The sequence below is a fragment of the Streptomyces sp. PT12 genome, assembly GCF_003311645.1.
Classification (GTDB): domain Bacteria; phylum Actinomycetota; class Actinomycetes; order Streptomycetales; family Streptomycetaceae; genus Streptomyces.
In genome coordinates this window covers 29,783-49,684 of sequence record NZ_QEST01000023.1, presented here as the reverse complement: position 1 = coordinate 49,684, position 19,902 = coordinate 29,783, and the positions used below count along the sequence as shown (strand labels likewise).

Here is a 19,902-nt window from a genome sequence, read left to right as displayed (position 1 = left end):
CCCGACACATAACCTCCTACCGCGGGTGCCTCCGGAGCCACTCGGTGCGCGCGGTCTCGACATAGGCGGCCGCGCGGACCAGATGGCCTTCGGGGGGCGCGGGATCGCGGAGGCGGGCGTGCCGTTCGGCCATCGCGCCCACGAACACCCGCCCCGCGTCGGTGAGTCCACGGGCCCCGGCGAGCGTGGGCAGCACGGCGCCGACCTGGGTGAAGCAGCGGGCGTGCCCGGCCCACGCGCGGTCGCGCCCCGCGGGGTCGTCGAGCGCGACGGCGAGGCGCTGCCAGAAGCCCGCGAGCGCGAGATGGGCGTAGGTGCCGTGCAAGAGGGCGTGGAACGGGCGGGGTTCGGGCCGCCATGGCGCCCAGTGGCGGTGCTCGGGGCCCGCGGTGTGCAGGGGGTTGAGCTCGCTGACGGCGGCGAGCTTGGCGTGCTGGAGCTCGTGGGCGAGCCCGGCCGCGAGCTGGGCGGGCCCCGGCGGGGTGCTGGCCATCACGGCGCCGAACGCGGTCGGCGTCGTGCCGCTGGTGTGCGCCCCGCCCGTGTGCGCCCCTCCGGGCGGCGGGCCCCCGGTCGGCGCGGCGGCCGGGTCGAGGGTGGGCACGATGCAGTCGAGCAGGGCCAGTTCGGCGGAGCGCGCGGCGCCGCCGAGGCCGAGCAGGGGCAGCGCCTCGCGCCAGAGGGCGCTCCAGCGGGCGCGTTCCTCGGGGGGCAGCGCCCTGCGGTCGCCCGCGGTGAAGGGGCCACGGTCGAGGTCGTCGAGCAGCACGGGCCGCGGCCCGCCGTCCAGGGTGTGCAGGGGCAGCCAGCGGGGGTCGCGCGAGCGCCATGCGCCGGTGGCGTCGCGCCGCACCTCGGCGCGCGCCCCCGCGCCTGTGCGGATGGTGAACGCGTCGCCGCCGCCCGCCACGTCGACGACCGACCCGTCGGGGTCATGGCAGCACAGGGCGCCCAGGGTGGGCAGGGTGATGCGGCCGCCGTGCACGGGGACGCGGGTGGCGAAGCCGACGCCCGAGCGGGCCGCGGCGGCGACGGCCAGGGAGCCGAGGTGGGCCAGGTCGCGCGCGGCGCCAGGCCCGTCGCCCGGGTGGCTTCCGGTGCCGAGCCACTGCACGCAGCGCTCGGCCCATGGCCCGGTCAGCGGGTAGAAGAGCACGCGGCGCGCGGCGGCGGGCGCGGCGCGTTCGGTGGCCTCGAGCAGCCCCGCGTGGTCGTGGGCCAGGGCGGCGCCGAGCCGGGTGCCCGCGCTCTGGGCGTCCAACTCGTCGATGGCGTCAAGGAGTACACGCATCAGCAGCAGGCGGCGCGTGTGCTGCCCCGCGGCGAGGCGGGCGAGGGTCGCGCCGCCGCCGTCGGTGTGGCCGAGGTCGCGCAGCTCGTCGGCGGTGAGCGCGGGGGCCGGTGCGGCGGCGGGCGTCATGGCGCGGCCACCCGGTGCAGGGCCGCGGCGATGTGGCGTATGAGGCGGGTGAGATCGGCGCAGTAGACGGAGGGGTTGCGGAAGCCGTTCTCCGCGCGGAAGCGGTGCGCGTAGTGGCCGCCGCCGCACACGGCGAGCAGGGGGCAGGCCAGGCACGCGTCGGCGAGCGCGGCCCTTCCCGCCTGGCGGGCGGCGACCCCCGGGTGGTCGAGAGCCGCGTCGAACGGGTGGCGGTGGACATCGAGTCCGGTGGCGGCGGCGCCCTCGTAGGCGGACTTGAGCGAGTCGACCTGTTCGACGCTGCCGTCGGTCTCGACCACGACGGCGGTGAACGGCTGGAGGCCAAGTGCCTCGGTGGCGGCGGGCAGTCCGAGGAGGAGGGCGACGCACTCCTGGAAGAGGCGGATCCGCACGCGGCGGCGGTCGGCGTTCCACCAGTCGTCGAAGACGGCGATGAGCCAGTCGGCGTAGGGGGCGGGCGCGTCGGCGGGGGCGGGGAGCCCCGGGGGCGGCCGGGTCCAGTTGCCGTGCGGGAGGAGGAAGTCGATGGCGGGCGGGTCGAGGGCGAGCAGCGAGCGGTACGCCTCGATCGGGTCAGTGGCCAGGTCGATGACCGAAAGCACGCCCGCCCAGGACGCGCGGTGCGCCGGGCGGGCGAGCAGCCTGGCCGCGCGTAACACCCCGGGCCACGAGGGCCGCCCCGCGTGGTCGACGCGCTGGGCGTTGTGCCGGGCGAGGCCGCCGTCGAGGCTGAGCCCCACGGTGATGCCGTGGGCGGCGAGGGCGGCGAGCTTGTCCTCGGTCAGCAGCACGCCGTTGGTCTGCACGGCCGGGTGGACGGCGCAGCCCTCGGGGACGGCGGCGCGGACGTCGTCGGCGAACGCGCCGAGCACGGCCGGGTCGGTCAGCAGCGGCTCGCCGCCGTGCAGCACGAGGGAGACGGCGGGCAGCCGGTGGGCGGCGGCGTGCTCGCCGATGCGGCGCGCGGTGGCGGCCAGGGTCGCGGCGCTCGCGGTCACCGGCTGGCGGCGCCAGCCCTCGTCGGCGGCGAAGTACATGTAGCAGTAGCGGCAGGCGAGGTTGCACCGGCTGTTGACCTTGACGATGAACTGCCGGAACGGCTCCATCGGGATCGGTCGTTCTCAGACGATGTCGTCGAACTGCGTGAAACCCCACAGCCCGTCGCGCTGGCCGACCACGCGGTCCCTCAGCTCCTCGAGGACTTCGGTGAGCACCGGATGGTCCAGGTCGCGCAGCTCGGCAAGGCTGAGCCCGAGCAGATCAGGCAGCGGCTCGCGTGCGTCGCTCATGGTGTCCTCTCCGGGGAACGGCGCGCCAATGGGGCCAACCGGAGATTCCCGCCAGGGGCGCGCGAGAAACCCTCCTCTGCGCGTGAGGGGGCGCAAGGGGCGCAAGGGTATTCAACGGTCGCGTCGAAGCACTTCCAGGCGCGCGTCCGTCTCCCGTGCCTCCTCCCCGTACTCGCCGTGGATCCTGTTGCCCTCGGGGTCGGAGTGGCCGCCGGGGGCGCCGAGGCGCGTCCAGAGCCGCCGCGCCGCCTCGTACGCCTCCCTGGCGGCGAGCGGGCGCCGCGCGACCTCGAGGACGAGGCCCCTGCGGTGGAACGCCCGCGCCGCGAGGCGCAGCGGCTCGTCGGGGTCGGCAGGGTCGGCGGTGGCGTCCCGCGCGGCCCGCGCGGTGCTCGTGTACGCCTGCGCCGCCTGGTCGAGCCGCTCGGGCCGCAGGATGTGGCGGTAGGCCCTGCGGTGGGTCTCGGCGAGGGCGAACCAGGCGCGGGCGGCGGTCAGTTCGGTCTCGGCGTCGTGGGCCGCGCGGCCGAACAGGTGCTCGGCCTCGCGCAGGTCCACCAGGTTCTCCTCCTCGCGGTAGCGCGCGATGAGGGCCTGGCCGAGCAGCAGCAGCCGGTGCGGCAGCCTGGGGTCGCCCGCGGGGGTCTCCATCCGGCAGTCGCGCAGCACGCGCACGGCCCGCGAGATGAACGCCGCACCGCCGGGCAGCGTGGCGCGCCGCAGCAGCGTGGCGCCCCACTCCGCGATCAGGTCGCTGTAGTCGGCGCGGTCCCGCGAGGCCGCGCGCCCCGCCTCCTCGAACCTGCGGGCCGCCGCCTCCAGGTCGGCCGGGTCGCCGTCGGCCTCGTAGCGGCGCACGTTCAGGCGCCCGGCGCGCACGTGGCACGCGGCGATCTGGCCGCGTTCCTCCGCCAGCCTGTGGGCCTGGGCGACGACCTCGTCGGCCCACAGCCAGTCGTCGTCGGTGAGCAGCAGCGCGTCGACCAGGTCGAGCAGCGCGCGCACCCGGCGTGCGCCCGGCGCGTTCTCCGATTCGAGCGTCCAGCAGCCCTGCCGCAGCAGCTCGACCGCCTGCCCCGCGTACACCGTGGCCTGCTCGGTGCCCGCCGCGGTGGCGGCCAGGCGCAGCAGGGAACGGCCGTGGGCGAGCGGCAGCCCGCTCGGCTGGGGGTCGTCGGGCGGCCAGGACTCGGCGACGGCCTCGAGGACGCCGATGCTCTCCTGGAGGAGCGCGGAGTCCCGCGTGAGCCGCCACTGCTCGTAGAGCACCTGGATGCGTTCGAGGGTGAGGTCGACGGCCAGCCTGTGGTCGAGCCCCGGCGTGGCCCAGACGGCGGCGAACTCCCGGTCGGCGCGCCCCCACAGCTCGAGCGCCTGCTTGGTGTCGCCCGCCGCCCTGCGCTCCCCCGCCGCCGCGTGGTGGACGCGGGCGAGGGCGGCCCGCGCGGCGAGCGACCCGGGGTGCGCGGCGGCCGTGCGCGCGGCGTTGTCGGCCTCGGTCAGCAGGTCGCCGTCGCGCTGCGCGCGCCACAGCCGCAGCAGCTGCTCGGCCAGCTCGCTCCACAGCTCGGGGTCGGTGCCGTGGCCTTCGGCGCGCCGCGCCTCGGTGGCGCCGCGCAGCAGCCGCACGGCGTCGAGCTGGTGCGCGACCTTGCCGTCCGCGTCGAACCGCGCGGCCAGCGCCCGCGCCTGGGCGATCACCGCGGACGAGCCGCCGCTCTCGCCCACCGCCCTCGGCCTGGCGAACGGCAGCGGCTCCTCGGGCAGGAAGCGGCGCAGCAGCCTGGCCGCCACCTCGGCGAACGGGCGCGCGGCGCGCCGCTCCTCGTCATCGGGTCCATCGCCCTCGTCGGGGTCGGCGGCCTCGGGGTCGAACGCGGACGAGGGGGAGCGTTCGCCCTCGCCTGAGAGCTGGGCGAGCGCGAGGGCGGGGAAGTTGGGCCCGGTCTTGCCGAACCGCTGCTCGACATAGCCCGAGCAGTGCTTGAGCACCAGCAGCGCCTCGTCGTGCCCCAGCTCGCGCAGCAGCTCGTCGTGGACGCCGTCGACGAACTCGTACCACCAGCCGTCGCCCGACGAGCCGTCACGCCTGCGCAGCAGCCCGCTAAGCAGCACCTCGGACAGCTCGGCCGGGCCCGAGCCCGGCAGCATGGTGCGCTGGACCAGCTGCATCACCGGCAGGTAGAGCGGCGCGGCGGCCAGGTGGACGGCCAGCTGCCCCGCGGCGGGCGAGGCCGTCGCGCGGAAGCGGCCGATCAACGCCGCGGGCGTGCGCGGCGGCCCACCGGCCCTCGGCGCCGCGGCGGGCGGCTGGTCGGCGCGCACCCAGCCCACGGCGGCGGGCACGGCGCCCGCGCCCGGCCTCGACAGCAGCCCGGCCCACGCGCCGAGCGCGGCGGGGGTCGGCGGCAGCACCGGGATGGCGACGGCCCCGGGGCGCGGCTCGGCCCCGTCGGGTCCCTCGGAGGTAAACCGCAGCCTGGCGGAGCCCGCGGGGCCCTCGTCCCTGCGCAGCAGGCCGTGCGCCACGGGCAGCCGGGTGCGCGGCCACAGCCGCCCCGGCAGCGGCTGGACGACGGCGACCGGGCCGTGGGCGGCCAGCCGGTGCAGCAGCCGGTGGGCGGTGCCCTCCCGCCACAGCGGCCCCGTGCAGTCGCTGACCACGACGGTCAGCCGCCGCCCCGTCGGGTCCTGGAGCTGGGTGGCCGGGCGCAGCGGCGCCTTCGCGGGGTCGAAGCCGCGGCTGACGGCGGGTGAGCCGTCGGGCGACTCGTGGAGGTAGTGCAGCTGGATGTCGCGGAACGCCCCCAGCCGGCCGAAGACCTGGGCCAGCTCCATCAGCATGCCCTGCCACACCCGCATGGCGGGCGCGGCGTCCATCAGCAGCTGGATCTCCGTCTGGGCCCGTGACTCCTCGCGGAACGCGGGGGTCAGCAGGCCACCGGCTCGCGCGGTCAGCTCCACGGTCTCCCGTTCGTCCAGGGCCCGCGCCGAGGCGCGGCGCGGCGGCCTGGCGGGCGGGCGGTAGCGCTGGAGCGGGCGCAGGGCGCGCTCCAGGTCGAGCAGGCTGGGCAGGGCCCTGGCCGCCGGAACCCCCACGCGCAGCGCGTCGTCGGGCAGCCCGGGGCTCCGGTGTCCCGAGCCTACGGGGTCCGCGTAGAGCCTGACGGTTTCGTCCTCCGCGCGCGGCGGCCGTCCCAGGGGGCGCGTCGTGGTGCGCGCCGGATCGTCCTCGTCGCCCGCGCCGCCGTCCCGCCCCGGGCGCCGGGGCGGGAGCCCCGCGCGATCCCCCGGCGGCTCGTCGCCCGCCGCACCGCGGGGCCCGCCGTCCCCCGGGGCGGCGGTCGGCCGGGAGAACTGCGCGAGCCACAGCGCGTCGGCAAGACCCGACCAGTCGGGATCGAGACCCGCGCGGCGCAGGGCGCGGATCAGCGTCGTCAGATCCCCTCCTGGCCCGTCCTCTCCTGGCCGGTCTTCGCGCGGCCGGTCGGCCGGTGCGGACATGGTGGCCTACCTCGGCCGGTCGAGTCGCTGGATCAGGGTGTCGGCCAGCCGGTCCCTGGTGGGCGGCTCGGCGTAGTGGGTGAGGTATATCGCGTTCAGCAGCTGGTCGGTGGCCAGCTGCTCGGTGCGGGAGCGCTCGAGGAAGCGGGCGATCAGGTCCTCCCCCACCCGGGTCAGCTCGTCGCCCAGGTGGGCGCGGACCACGGTGGCCAGGCGCTCGTGGTCGGGCTGGCCGAGCTCGAGGTGGATGCAGCGGCGCAGCAGCGGAGCGGGGAAGTCGCGCTCGCCGTTGCTGGTCAGGACGACGAAGGGGAACGCGTGACAGCGGATCCGCCCGTCCCGCACGGTCACCTTGGCGCCGTCGTCGGTCAGCACCTCGACCTCGGGCTCGCGCTCGGCCAGGCGCTCCAGCTCGGGGATGGCGAACTCGCCCTCCTCCAGCACGTTCAGCAGGTCGTTCGGCAGGTCGATGTCGCTCTTGTCCAGCTCGTCGATCAGCAGCACGCGGGGGGCGGCGGTGGGGAGCAGCGCGGTGCCGAGCGGGCCGAGGCGCAGATAGCTGCCGATGCCGCCGGGGACGGCGGCGGGGCTGCCAGCGGCGCGGCTGGTCGCGGCGATCTGCATGTCCTGGAGGCGGGCGATCGCGTCGTAGTGGTAGAGGCCGTCGACCAGCGTGGTGCGGCTGACGATGGGCCAGTGCAGCACGCGGCCGAGGCCGAGCTCGTACGCGACCGCGTGGGCCAGCGTGCTCTTCCCCGTGCCGGGGCTGCCGGTGACCAGCAGGGGGCGGCGCAGATAGAGCGCGGCGTTGATGATCTCCAGCTCGTCGGCGCTCGGCCGGTGCATCTCGGCCAGGTGCCGGTACGCGCCGAGCCGCCGCGTGGAGGCGCTGTCGGCCGCGGGTCCCGGGGCGACGAGCGGCTGGCCGTCGAAGTCCCGCCAGGGCGGCGGCTTGGGCAGCGAGCGGATGCCGTCGTGCGGCTCGCCCGCGCCACGGTAGATGAGCCACTCCCGGTCCGGCGGCTCACCGGGGGCAGCGCCGTCGGGGGGGCCGGGGTTCGTCTCAGACACTGCCACAGTGTGCTCCTCGTCGCTCGTCCACCGTCCGGGCAGCTGAACGTGCCCCGACCGTACCGGGGAATCGCCGGGTCCGTACCTCGCTTCGGCAAGCCCTCCCTGGGCCGCCCGCGGCGCCGCCCCTCACAGCGTCACCAGCGGCTCGTCCATGCCGGGCAGGGGGCGGTGGGGATCCGAGTAGAGCAGCGCGAGTCCCTTGGCCCAGTGGGGACCTGGCGCCTCGTCCGCCATGTCCGCGCGCAGCCGCCGCACCGCGTCGGGCAGCCTGCCCGCGTGGCCCGCGCCGGTGACCACGCGGTCCACGCCCCGGTGGAAGTCCGCGCAAGCCCGCTCCCTGTCGGTGATCTCGCGGCGCCACAGGATGACGTTGTACCCACTCGTCATCACCCGAAGCAGCGCCGCGGGCTCGCCTCCCGTTGACGGGGTGTGGCACAGGATCGGAACGGTCGCGGGGTCGCGGCTGATGAGCACCGCGGGCTCGGGCAGCGACCTCGCGGTGGCGTCGATGCAGTCGAGTATGTCGGGGGTCATGCGGCCCACGTGGACCTTGGTCCAGCGGGCCAGGCGCAACGCCCGCACCTCGTCGCTGTCCTCGGCCTCGGGGACCGGGGTGGTGCAGCGGATGACGACGGGCCGCTGCTCGCCCAGCCTCGGGCCGCCGGGGGCCAGGCGCCACTCCTCGACGGGGAAGCCGAGGAGCGAGTAGGGCAGGCCGACCTGGAGCGGCACCGGCTGCTCGGGCTCGTCGCCGCGCCGGAACGCCTCCTCGAGCGCGGCGCGCAGCCTCCTCGGCGGGGCCGCGGGGCCCCGCTCGCGGTAGTCCTCGTCGATCGAGACCAGCTCGTCGGCGCCGCGCCCCACGCACACGCGCCAGTCGTAGCGGCCGCGTTCCCAGCTGTGCGGGGTGATCTCCAGGAGCACATAGGGGCTCTGCCACACCTCGGCCCGCTCCTCGCCGGGGCGGGGCTCGAAGTCCCAGGGGTCGGGCCCAGGACGGGCGGCGGCGGCGCGCAGGCGGACGCGCTCGGCCTCCTCCAGGTGGAGCGACGTGCGGAACCAGCGGGGCAGCTCGGCGCTCGCCGCGGTGCTCGCGGCCCAGCGCAGCAGGCGGCTCTCGGCGTCGCCAGCGGCCGGGTAGGGGCGGTCGGCGGTCGCGGCGTGAACGGCGTACCGCAGCACGGTCTTGAGCTCGTCGGTCCCTGGCTCCGCGGTGTAGAGCCTGCCGAGGCCGTCGCGCCAGCCGCGCGGGGCTGGGACGGTGCCGTGGTAGGGGCGGCCGATGAGCGGGGTGACCAGGTCGTCGAGGCGCCTGGTAGACACGGGCGGGGGCAACTCGGAGAGCAGGCCGAGCAGTTCGGCGCGCTGCCCCGGGGTCAGGGCCCGCCCGTGACCGGCCCGCAGCTCGCTCTGCGCGTCGGTCCAGGTGCGCACGGCGGCGTCGCCGACGTCGCGGTGGCGCTCGGCGTGGTAGCGGTCGTGGGCGTGCAGGACGCGCTGGTAGAGGTCGTCGCCGTCCTCGCCGGGGCCCGGCATCCTGCGCAACTGGACGACGGACGTGGCGAGTCCGCCGTCGCGCCCCGCGGTGCGGCGGGCCTTGAGCACGCCGATCACCTCGCCGCGGCGCAGGTCGACCACGGGCCCGCCCGACACGGCCTCGGGGAACTCGTCCTCGCCGCCCAGCTTCATCAGCCCGTCGGTGCCCAACTCCCCCCGGATCGTGCAGCGTCCGTTGACGTCCTGGACGCCGTCGGCGGTCTCCTGGCAGCCGAAGAACGCGACCTCGCTGCGCGTGAAGACGCTCGCGGTCCGCTCGCTGAGCCAGACGCACGGGTGGGCCACGGGCTCGAGGAGGCGGATCAGAGCCAGGTCGGGCGCGGGCCAGGGGCCGCCCGTGGCGCTCTCCTCGGGGCGCGCCCACTCGACCCGGCCGGTGACCGGCCGACGCGCGCCCCGGAAGCTCAGGCCCACTTCGCGCGCTCCTCCCTGGCCTTGCCGCCCGTCCGTTCCCCCGTTCGTTCCCCCGTGGAGTGCTACATGGGCGCAGGTGAGGACCCAGTTGGGGGCGATGAAGAAGCCACTGCCCCAGGGCCGTGTCACCGGCTCGCCCCCGTCATACCCGGTGGGCGGCTCATGGATGCGTACCGTGGCGTCCGCGGCGAGAGGCGCGAGGATCTCGAAGGGGTTCACATCCATCGGCTGTGCGCCCCCGTTGTCCGACCATGCCATCCGACCCCCCGTCGTCGCGGTGTGCATGCAGGTTAACCGCCGGTACGCACACGTGCCTATCCTGGGCTTTTCCTTCCCCAACGGCGCACGGGAGCACGTCGTGTACTTCACGGACCGCGGTATCGAGGAGCTCGCGCGGCGGCGCGGCGAAGAGGAGGTCACGCTCGAGTGGCTCGCCGACCAGCTGCGGACGTTCGTCGATCTGAACCCCGACTTCGAGGTGCCGGTCGAGCGCCTGGCCACGTGGCTGGCGCGCCTCGACGACGACGATGACGGCGACGACGGCGACGACGGCGACGGCCTGGGCGGTGGCGGCCTGGGTGGTGGCGGCGGCCTGGGTGGTGGCGGCGGCCTGGGTGGTGGCGGCCTGGGTGGGGCGTAGTCGCGATATCGCGACTTGACTTTCGCGTCACGCGATATATCGTGTTCCCTGAGGACGCGATATATCTGTGTGTCCGCAGCCAGGGGAGGTCCGATGACGGCCAGGTCCACATCCGAGTCCGGGTCCGCCGCCGACGCGACATGGTCGGTCGCCGAGGCGCGGACGCTCACCTTCGACGACGAGCGCTTCGACGAGCTCGAGGTGCGCCTGGTCAACGGCGCGGTGAACGTCGTGGGCACCGAGGGCCACGCGACGCGCGCCGAGATCAGCGAGGTCGCGGGCCCTCCCGTGATCGTCAGGCGCTCGGGGCGCAAGCTCACCATCGCGTACGACGACCTGCCGTGGAAGGGCTGGCTCAAGTGGCTCGACCGCAAGGGGTGGCGGCGCACCGCGGTCGTCTCCGTCTCGGTCCCCGCCGCGGTCCGGGTGAGCGTCGGGGTGGTCGGCGCTTCCGCGGTGGTCAGCGGCATCACGGGCCGGGCCAATGTGCGCGGCATCAGCGGCGGCACCACGCTGGTCGGGCTGCGCGGCCCGGTCCGCGCCGACACCGTCTCGGGCGATGTGGAGGCCCAGGCCCTCGGCGGCGACCTCAGGTTCAACTCCGTGTCGGGACAGCTCACAGTGATCGACGCCCGCGGCCCGCTGCTGCGCGCCGACACGGTCAGCGGCGGCATGGTGGTGGACCTGGCCCCGGCGGGGCGCCCCGCCGACATCGCGCTGAACACCGTGTCGGGCGAGATGGCGCTGCGGCTCGCCGAGCCGCTCGACGCCAAGGTCGAGGCGAGCACCGCGAGCGGGTCGATCTCGTCGTCGTTCACCGAGCTCGGCGTCTCGGGCCTGTGGGGCGCCCGGCACCTCTCCGGCACCCTGGGCTCGGGCGCCGGATCCGTGTCATGCCACTCGGTCTCGGGCGCGATAGCCGTGCTGCGCCGCCCCCCGGACGCCCAGGAGCCCCCGGTCGCCTCGTCCCTGCGTAAGGATCTGTGAGATGCCCCCCGTCTTCGGCCATGGCCGCCTCCGCCTCTACCTGCTGAAGCTGCTCGGGGAGGCCCCCCGGCACGGATACGAGGTGATACGGCTGTTGGAGGAGCGCTTCCAGGGGCTCTACGCGCCCTCGGCTGGCACGGTCTACCCCCGGCTGGCCAAGCTGGCGGCCGAGGGGCTTGTCACCCACTCCGAGGAGGGCGGCCGCAAGGTCTACACCCTCACCCCCGAAGGGCAGCGGGAGTTGGCCTCACGCGAGGAGGAGCTGACCGCGCTGGAGCGGGAGATCAGGGACTCGCTCGCCGCGCTCGCCGCGGACATCAGGGAGGACGTCAGCGGCTCGGCCCAGCACCTGCGGGACGAGGTCAGGCAGGCCACCGCGGCGGCGTATGCCGAGGGCACCGACTCGGCCCCGGGGCGCGCGGCCTGGCAGGCGCAGGCGCGGCAGGCCAAGGAGGAGGCGCGCCGGGCGAAGGAGGAGAGCCGCAGGGCCCGCCGTGACGCCCGGCAGGCGCAGGAGGCGACGGTGTCGGCCAAGCGGCACTTCGAGGAGGCCGCCAGGCGCCTGCGCGAGCAGGCGGCGCGGGGCGGCGGGGGCGCCGAGGGCTGGATGGACGCGGTGTGGGGCGGGCTTGACGGGATCGGCCAGGAGATAGGCGGTTGGAGCCGGTTCATCGAGCACCCCGAGCAGCCGGGGGCGCCCTGGTGGCACTCGGCCGCCACCGACGAGCCGTCCGAGCCGGTGGAGGACCCGGAGCGCGAGCTGGAGCGGCTGCTCGACAAGTTCCGCGACGACGTGCGGGACGCGGCGCGGGACCACGGGGTCAGCCAGGAGAGCCTGCGCGAGGCCCGCCGCCAGCTGTCCACGGCGGCGGCCCATGTGATCGCGATGCTGCGCTCGTCGGGGAGCTGACGCCCGCTGCCCGCGCCCCGGCGCTCACTCGACGGTGAAGACGATCTTGCCGAAGACGTCGCCGTGCGCGAGCCGCGTGAAGCCCTCGACGGCGCGCTCCAGCGGGAGTGTCTGGTCGATCAGGGGCCGGATCCCCGTGGTGGCGCAGAAGGAGAGCAGCGATGCCAGCTCCTCCTTGGAGCCCATGGTCGAGCCGACGACCTTGAGCTCGAGGAAGAAGATCCGGTTGAGCTCGGCCGAGGGCGGGGCCTGGCCCGAGGTGGCGCCCGAGATCACCACGGTGCCGCCGGGGCGCAGGGACGTGATCGAGTGCGACCACGTGGCGGCGCCCACCGTCTCGAGCACGGCGTCCATCCGGTGCGGCAGCCGCTCCCCCGAGGGGAACGCGCCCTCGGCGCCGAGGTCGAGGGCCCGCTTGCGCTTGGCCTCGTCCCTGCTGGTGACAAAGATCCGCAGCCCGGCCGCGGCCCCCAGCACGATCGCCGCGGTGGCCACCCCACCCCCGGCGCCCTGCACCAGCACGCTGTCGCCGGGCCCGACCCCGGCCTGGCTGAACAGCATGCGGTACGCCGTCAGCCACGCGGTGGGCAGGCAGGCCGCCTCCTCGAAGGAGAGCGAGGGCGGCTTGGGAAGGACGTTCCACGAGGGGACGGCGACCCGTTGGGCGAACGTCCCCTGGTACCGCTCGGTCAGCAGGCTGCGGCGCTCGGTGGGCCCGACGCCATGTCCTGTGGCGCCGATGACGGAGTAGATCACCACCTCGTTCCCCTCGGGGTCCACGCCCGCGGCGTCGCAGCCCAGGATCATCGGGAGGGCCCGCTCGGTGATGCCCACGCCGCGCAGCGTCCACAGGTCGTGGTGGTTGAGGGAGGCGGCGCGGACATCGATCACCGTCCAGCCGTCCGGCAGGTCCGCGGGCTCGGGCCGGTCGCCCAACTCGAGGCCGTCGAGCGGGTGCTTCTGACTGAAACGTGCTGCGTAGGCTGCGAACATGGCCCCTACGCTAACCGCCCGGGGTTCGCACATTCCACAACGCCCCGGCAGGTGCCACGATATGAGGGCGCGGGGAGGATGTGGCCATGAGCACGGTGTTTCTCCGACGGCTGAGCAGGTGGCAGGCCGAGACGGAGCGCGAGGACTTGGGGGACCTGTACGCGGAGGCCCACCGGGACGCCCAGGGAGCGGCGGCGTCGACCCGGGAGGCGTTCATCCGGCACTTCGTCGACCACGACGCGCAGCAGCCGGAGTTCGACCTGGTGGTGGCGGGCGATCCGGCGCTGGTCGGCTGCGCGTACGGCTTCAGGGCCGAACGCGGGGCCCGTTGGTGGGACGCGTTCGACGACCCGCCCGCCCTCATCGGCGAACTGGCCGTCCCCCGGCAGGTCTTCGTGCTCGCTGGCCTCATGGTGGTCAAGCGCAGGAGGCACCAGCAGGTGGCCACCCGCCTGGTGACCCAGCTGCTCGCGCGCAGCACCGCGCCGCTGGCCATGGCGGCCTTCCCACCGGGGAGCGCGCCCGCGCGCGAGGCGTTCCGCTCGTGGGGCTGGTCGGGCCCAGGGCGGCTGACGCCGCGCTCGGGGGACCCGCTGGAGGTGTGGGCCAAGGAGCGCTGAGCCCTGCCCGGGCGGGCCTTGTGGGATCAGCCCGCGGCGACCGGGGCGTTCGCGCGTGCACAGCCGTTCGCGCGTTCACCGGCGCTCGGTGTTCACAGCACCTTCGACAGGAACGCCTTCGTGCGCTCGTGCCGAGGGCTGGCCAGGACCTCGCGCGGGTGGCCCGACTCGACCACCACGCCGCCGTCCATGAAGACCAACGAGTCGCCCACCTCGCGCGCGAACCCCATCTCATGGGTGACCACGATCATGGTCATCCCGTCCTCGGCCAGCGACCGCATCACATCAAGCACCTCGCCGACCAGCTCGGGGTCGAGCGCCGACGTGGGCTCGTCGAAGAGCATCAGCTTGGGCTCCATGGCCAGCGCCCTGGCGATGGCCACCCGCTGCTGCTGCCCTCCCGAGAGCTGCGAGGGGTAGGTGTCGACGCGGTCGGCGAGCCCGACGCGGGCCAGCAGCCGCTCGGCGCGCTCGCGCGCCTCGGCCCTGCGCAGGCCCTTGACCTGGACGGGCGCCTCCATGACGTTCTCGGCGGCGGTCATGTGCGGGAAGAGGTTGAAGCGCTGGAACACCATGCCGATGTCGCGGCGCTGCGTGGCGACCTCGCGCTCGCGCATCTCGTAGAGCTTGTTGCCCCGCTGTCGGTAGCCGACGAGGTGCCCGTCGACGTAGAGGCGGCCCGCGTTGATCTTCTCCAGGTGGTTGATGCAGCGCAGGAACGTGGACTTGCCCGAGCCCGAGGGGCCCACGATGCAGAACACCTCGCCGGCGCGGACCTCGAGGTCGATGCCCTTGAGCACCTCGATCGGCCCGAACGACTTGTGGACCTGCTCGGCTTTGACCATCGGGTGGCCGGTCATATCCGCTCGCCTCCCACCTGGCTCCTGGTCCTGAAGCTGGTGAGCTGGGCCCGTATCCGCTGGAGCGGGGTGGGCGGCAGCCCCCGGCCCGAACCCTTCGAGTAGTGCCGTTCCAGGTAGTACTGGCCGATGCTGAAGACGGTGGTCAGGATGAGGTACCAGACCGTCGCGACGATCAGCATCTCCATCACCGCGAGGTTGCGGGAGCTGACGTTGGTACTCGCGAGGAACAGCTCCTCGTGGCTGATCGCCGAGACCAGCGACGAGGTCTTGAGCATGTTGATGAACTCGTTGCCCGTCGGCGGGATGATCACGCGCATCGCCTGGGGCAGCACGATCCGGCGCGTGGTCTTGGCGCTGTTCATGCCGAGCGCGTGCGCGGCCTCCGTCTGGCCGGGGTCGACGGACAGGATCCCGGCGCGGCCGATCTCCGCCATGTAGGCGGCCTCGTTGAGGCCGAGGCCGAGCAGCGCGGCCACGAAGGACGTGATGACCTGGTTCATCTCGTCCTTGTAGAAGCCGACGTTCAGGACCTCGAAGATGAGCGACAGGTTAAACCACAGATAGAGCTGCACCAGCACCGGGGTGCCGCGGAAGAACCAGATGTAGCCCCACGCGACGCTGGAGAGCACGGGGTTGGACGAGAGCCGCATCACCGCGAGGAGCATGCCAAGCACCACGCCGATCAGCATGGAGAGCAGCGTGATCCACAGCGTCTCCCACGCGCCCCGCAGCACCGTGCCATACGTGAGGTGCTCGCCGACCACCTCCCAGCGGATGTCCGCGGTCGCGAACGCCTGGACGAGCAGCCCGAGCAGGACCAGCACGACCGCGGCGCTCACCCAGCGGCCGTAGTGCCGCACCGGGACCGCCGTGATGGCCTCGGGCGGCACCGCGTCACGCGGCGCGGGAACGGGCGCCGACGAGGGGGTCTTCTCCAGATCGGGCACGTGCGTCACTCACCCGCGTTGACGGTCGCCTCTTCGATGGCCCCGGCCTCGGCGTTCCACTCGGCCAGGATCTCGCCGTAGGTGCCGTTGTCGATGATCTCCTGGAGCGCGGCCTGGAGGGCGTCGCGCAGCTCCGTCTCCTCCTTGGGCACCGCGATGCCGTAGGGCGCGGCGTCGATCTGCTCGCCCACGACCTCGAACAGCTCGCCGCCGCCCGCGGTCAGCTCGTTGTAGAGCGCCACCGGGTAGTCGGTGATGACGGCCTGGGCGCGGCCGTTCTGGAGGTTGGTGATCGACTCGGAGTCGACGTCGCTGATGAGCGGGTCGATCTCCTCGTCACACGACGCCTGCTGCTCCTCGATGAGGGTCTCGTTGGCCGTGCCGCGCTGGGCGGCGACCGTGAGGCCGCACAGGTCGTCGAGCGACTGGATGCCCTCGGGGTTGCCCGCCTCGACGAGGATGGCGGAGCCCGCCTGGAAGTAGTTCACGAAGTCGGCGCCGCCGCCCTCGGCGTCCGCGCTCGCGCCCTCCTGGCGCTCCCGCGTGTCGGTCATCGCCGACATGATGATGTCGTAGCGGCCGTTGTTCATGCCGAGCACGAGGCCGTCGAACGTGCCGTTCTCGAAGGTGAACTCGACGCCGAGCACCTCGCCGAGCGCCGCGGCTATGTCCGGGTCGACGCCCGCTATCTCGTCGTTCTCGTCGATGAATTCGATGGGGGCATACGCGATGTCGGAGCCGACGACGATCTCCCCGGCGTCCCTGATGTCCTGGGGCAGCAGGTCGGCCGCGGACCCCGTGGACCCGTTCTCCTCGGCGGACGACTCGGGCGCCGCGCTCTCGTCCCCGCTGTCCGCGTCGTCGGTCTGGTCGCCGCACGCGCTCAGCAGCAGGGCGCCCACGGCGAACGCGCCGACCGCGGCGAGGCGGGAGCGGCGGGGTGTGCTGGCGATCATGGGGTGAGCCTCCTGGGATGGCGGAAGATCGGGGGGTGAGAATCGGGGCACGCGTCTTCGGGTGTCACGAGTGGGTGCAATTTTCGATGCAGGGCATCCTGCCATTCGAACCGGCACCTCCGGTTACCCGGTACGTCAAGATCGGATAACGGACACCCGTGACCGGTGCCCGGGAGTGAACATCTTCCGGGTTCTAAAGGCCCTCTTGGGCAACGGTGAGAGATGCCTCACGCTCCCTGGTCCCACGCTGGGCCGGGTAGTCCTTCCTGGTCGCGTTCCCGTCCTCGCCCGGGGGCGCGTTCACGATCCGGTTACCGAACGCGCGCGCCCCGGGAACGCGCGATCAGGTAGAACGATCCGAGAACACCCCTCACCCGGGGACAAGGGCGCGTGTGCGACGCGTCCGGCGTCCGCCGCCCACCCGCGCGGACGTGGTGCCCACACGCCTCCGACCCGGGGGCGTCCCATTCCTCAACCCGAGATTGCGACAAAGGGGTTCAATCAGTGGCATCGGAGATCGTCAATCCGAGCAATGACCTGGCGGACGCGGGGCCCGATCCGGCGTTCGCCCTGCACCGGGGCGGCAAGATGGCCGTCCAGGCCACCGTGCCCGTGCGGAACCGCGACGACCTGTCCCTCGCCTACACGCCGGGCGTCGCGCGCGTGTGCAGCGCGATCGCCGAACAGCCCGAGCTGGTGCACGAGTACACCTGGAAGTCCCAGGTGGTCGCCGTGGTCACGGACGGCAGCGCCGTCCTGGGCCTGGGGGACATCGGTCCCGAGGCGTCCCTGCCCGTGATGGAGGGCAAGGCGATCCTGTTCAAGCAGTTCGGCGGCGTCGACGCGGTGCCGATCGCGCTCGACTGCCGGGACACCGACGCGATCGTGGAGACGGTGGCGCGGCTCGCGCCCTCCTTCGGCGGAGTGAACCTGGAGGACATCTCCGCGCCGCGCTGCTTCGAGATCGAGCGCAGGCTCCAGGAGCGCCTCGACATCCCGGTGTTCCACGACGACCAGCACGGCACCGCGGTGGTCACGCTGGCAGCGCTGCGCAACGCCGCGCTGCTGGGCGGCCGTTCGCTCGCCGACCTGCGGGTGGCCATCTCGGGCGCGGGCGCGGCCGGGGTCGCCATCGCCAAGATCCTGCTGGGCGCGGGCGTCGGCGACGTCGTCGTGTGCGACCGCAAGGGGATCGTCTCGGGCGACCGGGCCGATCTGACCGACGTCAAGCGGGAGCTGGCCTCGCTCACCAACCGCGAAGGGCTGCGCGGCTCGCTGGCCGACGCGCTGGACGGCGCCGACGTGTTCGTGGGCGTCAGCGGAGGAACGGTGCCGGAGTCGGCCGTCGCGAAGATGGCGCCCGGCGCGTTCGTCTTCGCCATGGCCAACCCCGACCCTGAGATCCACCCCGAGGTGGCGGCCCGTTACGCGTCGGTCGTGGCCACGGGGCGCAGCGACTACCCGAACCAGATCAACAACGTGCTGGCGTTCCCCGGCATCTTCGCGGGCGCGCTGGCCGTGCGGGCCTCGCGGATCACGGAGGGCATGAAGCTGGCGGCGGCCGAGGCGCTCGCGGCCGTGGTCGCGGACGAGCTGTCGCCATCGACGGTGATCCCTTCGCCGTTCGACGAGCGCGTGGCGCCCGCGGTGGCCAGGGCCGTCTCGGCGGCGGCCCGCGCGGAGGGCGTGGCCCGCGCCTGACGCGGGGCGCGACGGCGGCCCGCGCTCTGCGGAGCGCGGGCCGTTCGCGCGCGCCCGGCGCGGGTCGTGTCCGCGCGCGCCGGGCGCGGGCTCAGCGCAGCGCCAGGATCACCGCGTCCGTCAGCGACACCCACGCCGCGCGCGCCTCGGCGAAGCCCGCGGCGCGCAGCGTCTCGGCGTGCCAGCCCACCGGGTGCACCTCGCCCTCGCTGTGGTCGCCCGCGGTCGGATCGCCGATCAGGCGGAACCGCTCGCGCGCCAGCTCCCCGAGCTCGGGCGACGCGGCCACCGAGCGCCACCACTCGGCCCAGTCCGCCACGCCAGCGGCCCGCTCACGCTCCCGCCGCGCCGTGGTGAACGCCCGCTCAGCCGCCGTGATGCGCGGGGTGGAGTCATCGGGCATGTGGTCGGCGTTGAGCAGGATGCCGCCGGGGCGCACCAGGCCCGCGAGCTGCCCGTAGAGCGTCACGAGCGCGCGCCCGTCGAGCCAGTGCAGCGCGGTCGAGGTGAGCACGGCGTCGTACGGGGCGTGCGGCAGCGCGTCGGCCCAGTCGGGCGCGGTCAGGTCGGCCGTGATGAACGAGACCCGTTCATCGCCGTCGAACGTGCCCCGCGCGATCGCGAGCAGCGCGGGGTCGAGGTCGACGCCCGTGGAGCGCGCCCCGGGGAAGCGGCGCAGCAGCCGCCGCGTGATGCTGCCCGTGCCGCACGCCAGGTCGAGCACGCGCGGCTTGTCGCCCACGAACGCCTCGACGGCGTCCAGCATGACCCGGAAACGGTCCTCCCGGTCCGGCATGTACCACTCCTGCTGCCGGTCCCAACTCTCCTGCCAGCCCTGCCAGTCCGTCATGCCCGCTCCTCCCTGGGACACACCGTTGAGTAAGAGGCGTCCTCCAAGCACACCCCTTACTAGTACGCTGCTGACCATAGCCCGCTCCGGTAAGGAACACAATTGGAACTCACCTATTACTCCGACTTCGCCGTGCGCCTGGTGAACACCGAGGAGCCGCTGCGCGGCACCGACAGCCTCACCTCCGTCGACGCCGTGCGCGGCCTGTTCGGTGAGGCACAGCACGCGGCGCGGCGGGCCGGGGAGGGCGATGTGACCCGGCTGCGCGGGGTCAGGTCGCGGCTGCGGGCCGTCTTCACCGCCGCCGCCGAAGGCGACGAGGTGGCGGCGGTCGACCTGCTCAACGCCCTGCTGCTCGAATACCCCGCGAGCCCGCAGATCTCGGGGCACGACCACCTCGACGAGGCGGGCCGCCCGCGCTGGCACCTGCACCTGGCCGAGCACCCGTCGAGCGCGACCGCGGGGTATGCCGCGATCGCGTGCATGGGCCTGGCGTTCCAGCTGACCGACCTCGGCGTCGACCGGCTCGGCATCTGCGAGGCCGCGCCCTGCCGGAACGCCTATATCGACACATCGACCAACCGCTCCAAGCGCTACTGCTCCGACCGCTGCGCCACCCGCGCCAACGTCGCCGCCTACCGCGCCCGCAAGCGCCGCGAGCGCGCGCTCAGCGGCCGGACCGACGACGCGAGCCGCCGCAGCGCGGAGCCCTCCGAGCCCTGAGCCCCCCCGCCCGGCGCCGCGGCGCGCGGCGACCGCAGCCGCAACAGCGCCCGCGCGCACACCAGATCGTCGGGCACCGCGCCGAACTCGCGGCTGTCGTTGGTCACCTCAGGGTTGTCCCCCACCACCCACCAGCCCCCGCCGCGCCGTTCCACCGCGCGCTTGACGATCAGCAGGTCGTGCTGGAACGGATGGCACAGCACCACCACGTCCCCGGGGCGCACCCGCGCGCCATAGCTCAGCAGCAGCCGGTCCCCCGGGCGCAACGTGGGCAGCATCGAGGGGTTGTAGACCTCGGCCAGCCCCAGCCTCATCGCTCTCCTCAGGGTTCACCCGCGCGTTCACGGCCATCGTCCGCCACCGGACCCAGTCAAGCACTGGACTTTTGGCCTAGGTCCCGCCGCGCGGCCCGGGTCCGCCGAGAAAACGCGCC

17 protein-coding genes and 1 pseudogene are annotated in these 19,902 nt (G+C 74.2%); 6 read left to right on the top strand and 12 right to left on the bottom strand.

Going from position 1 to position 19,902, the window contains the following annotated elements; translation table 11 throughout:
• Positions 1–16 precede the first annotated feature (16 nt).
• From DEH69_RS02795 to DEH69_RS31230, 6 genes are all read right to left on the bottom strand, one after another.
• Positions 17–1,420: an HEXXH motif-containing putative peptide modification protein gene (locus tag DEH69_RS02795; protein WP_113685256.1), complete on the bottom strand. Its 1,404-nt coding sequence runs from the start codon at positions 1,418–1,420 to the stop codon at positions 17–19.
• Positions 1,417–2,547, bottom strand: coding sequence for an FxsB family cyclophane-forming radical SAM/SPASM peptide maturase (locus DEH69_RS02790; protein ID WP_113685255.1), 1,131 nt, complete (start codon positions 2,545–2,547; stop codon positions 1,417–1,419). The genes DEH69_RS02795 and DEH69_RS02790 overlap by 4 nt, the downstream gene beginning before the upstream one ends.
• 15 nt (positions 2,548–2,562) lie before the next feature.
• A complete protein-coding gene (gene fxsA, locus DEH69_RS02785) occupies positions 2,563–2,730 on the bottom strand; it encodes an FxSxx-COOH cyclophane-containing RiPP peptide (protein ID WP_113685254.1) in 168 nt (55 codons plus the stop codon).
• A 111-nt stretch (positions 2,731–2,841) separates the two neighbouring features.
• Positions 2,842–6,234, bottom strand: a complete 3,393-nt coding sequence (locus DEH69_RS02780; protein WP_113685253.1) for an SAV_2336 N-terminal domain-related protein — start codon at positions 6,232–6,234, stop codon at positions 2,842–2,844.
• A 6-nt stretch (positions 6,235–6,240) separates the two neighbouring features.
• Positions 6,241–7,305, bottom strand: a complete 1,065-nt coding sequence (locus DEH69_RS02775) for a MoxR family ATPase (RefSeq protein WP_113685252.1) — start codon at positions 7,303–7,305, stop codon at positions 6,241–6,243.
• A gap of 129 nt (positions 7,306–7,434) precedes the next feature.
• Positions 7,435–9,504: a trypsin-like peptidase domain-containing protein gene (locus tag DEH69_RS31230; RefSeq protein ID WP_220131163.1), complete on the bottom strand. Its 2,070-nt coding sequence runs from the start codon at positions 9,502–9,504 to the stop codon at positions 7,435–7,437.
• 133 nt (positions 9,505–9,637) lie between these two features.
• On the opposite strand from DEH69_RS31230, the pseudogene DEH69_RS02765 reads away from it, so the two are divergent.
• The 3 genes and pseudogenes from DEH69_RS02765 to DEH69_RS02750 all read left to right on the top strand — a co-directional run.
• Positions 9,638–9,817, top strand: a pseudogene (locus DEH69_RS02765) (DUF6104 family protein); the annotation flags it as partial.
• 195 nt (positions 9,818–10,012) lie between these two features.
• A complete protein-coding gene (locus DEH69_RS02755; RefSeq protein ID WP_147255345.1) occupies positions 10,013–10,906 on the top strand; it encodes a hypothetical protein in 894 nt (297 codons plus the stop codon).
• A 1-nt stretch (position 10,907) separates the two neighbouring features.
• On the top strand, positions 10,908–11,816 hold the full coding sequence (locus DEH69_RS02750; protein WP_113685250.1) for a PadR family transcriptional regulator: 909 nt from the start codon (positions 10,908–10,910) through the stop codon (positions 11,814–11,816).
• Positions 11,817–11,840: 24 nt separating this feature from the next.
• Here the strand turns inward: DEH69_RS02750 and DEH69_RS02745 are convergent, their stop codons facing one another.
• The gene (locus DEH69_RS02745) at positions 11,841–12,809 is read right to left on the bottom strand and encodes a zinc-binding dehydrogenase (protein ID WP_113685249.1); all 969 of its coding nucleotides are present in this window, start codon (positions 12,807–12,809) and stop codon (positions 11,841–11,843) included.
• Between the two features lie 86 nt (positions 12,810–12,895).
• Here DEH69_RS02745 and DEH69_RS02740 point away from each other — a divergent pair, with 86 nt between their 5' ends.
• The gene (locus DEH69_RS02740; RefSeq protein ID WP_113685248.1) at positions 12,896–13,429 is read left to right on the top strand and encodes a hypothetical protein; all 534 of its coding nucleotides are present in this window, start codon (positions 12,896–12,898) and stop codon (positions 13,427–13,429) included.
• A 92-nt stretch (positions 13,430–13,521) separates the two neighbouring features.
• Here the strand turns inward: DEH69_RS02740 and DEH69_RS02735 are convergent, their stop codons facing one another.
• The 3 genes from DEH69_RS02735 to DEH69_RS02725 are packed head-to-tail and all read right to left on the bottom strand — an operon-like array spanning position 13,522 to position 16,195.
• A complete protein-coding gene (locus tag DEH69_RS02735) occupies positions 13,522–14,274 on the bottom strand; it encodes an amino acid ABC transporter ATP-binding protein (RefSeq protein WP_113685355.1) in 753 nt (250 codons plus the stop codon).
• A gap of 11 nt (positions 14,275–14,285) precedes the next feature.
• Positions 14,286–15,230, bottom strand: coding sequence for an amino acid ABC transporter permease (locus tag DEH69_RS02730; RefSeq protein WP_258534398.1), 945 nt, complete (start codon positions 15,228–15,230; stop codon positions 14,286–14,288).
• Between the two features lie 14 nt (positions 15,231–15,244).
• Positions 15,245–16,195, bottom strand: coding sequence for an ABC transporter substrate-binding protein (locus DEH69_RS02725; protein ID WP_113685247.1), 951 nt, complete (start codon positions 16,193–16,195; stop codon positions 15,245–15,247).
• Positions 16,196–16,699: 504 nt separating this feature from the next.
• Here DEH69_RS02725 and DEH69_RS02720 point away from each other — a divergent pair.
• The gene (locus DEH69_RS02720; protein ID WP_113685246.1) at positions 16,700–17,896 is read left to right on the top strand and encodes an NADP-dependent malic enzyme; all 1,197 of its coding nucleotides are present in this window, start codon (positions 16,700–16,702) and stop codon (positions 17,894–17,896) included.
• Positions 17,897–17,987: 91 nt separating this feature from the next.
• On the opposite strand, the gene DEH69_RS02715 is transcribed toward DEH69_RS02720, so the two are convergent.
• Entirely contained in the window at positions 17,988–18,746 is a 759-nt protein-coding gene (locus tag DEH69_RS02715; protein WP_113685245.1) for a trans-aconitate 2-methyltransferase, read from the bottom strand.
• A 102-nt stretch (positions 18,747–18,848) separates the two neighbouring features.
• Here DEH69_RS02715 and DEH69_RS02710 point away from each other — a divergent pair, with 102 nt between their 5' ends.
• Entirely contained in the window at positions 18,849–19,469 is a 621-nt protein-coding gene (locus DEH69_RS02710) for an ABATE domain-containing protein (protein WP_113685244.1), read from the top strand.
• Here the strand turns inward: DEH69_RS02710 and sodX are convergent.
• On the bottom strand, positions 19,382–19,783 hold the full coding sequence (sodX, locus tag DEH69_RS02705) for a nickel-type superoxide dismutase maturation protease (protein WP_113685243.1): 402 nt from the start codon (positions 19,781–19,783) through the stop codon (positions 19,382–19,384). The two genes, DEH69_RS02710 and sodX, sit on opposite strands and share 88 nt — an antisense overlap.
• Positions 19,784–19,902 lie beyond the last annotated feature (119 nt).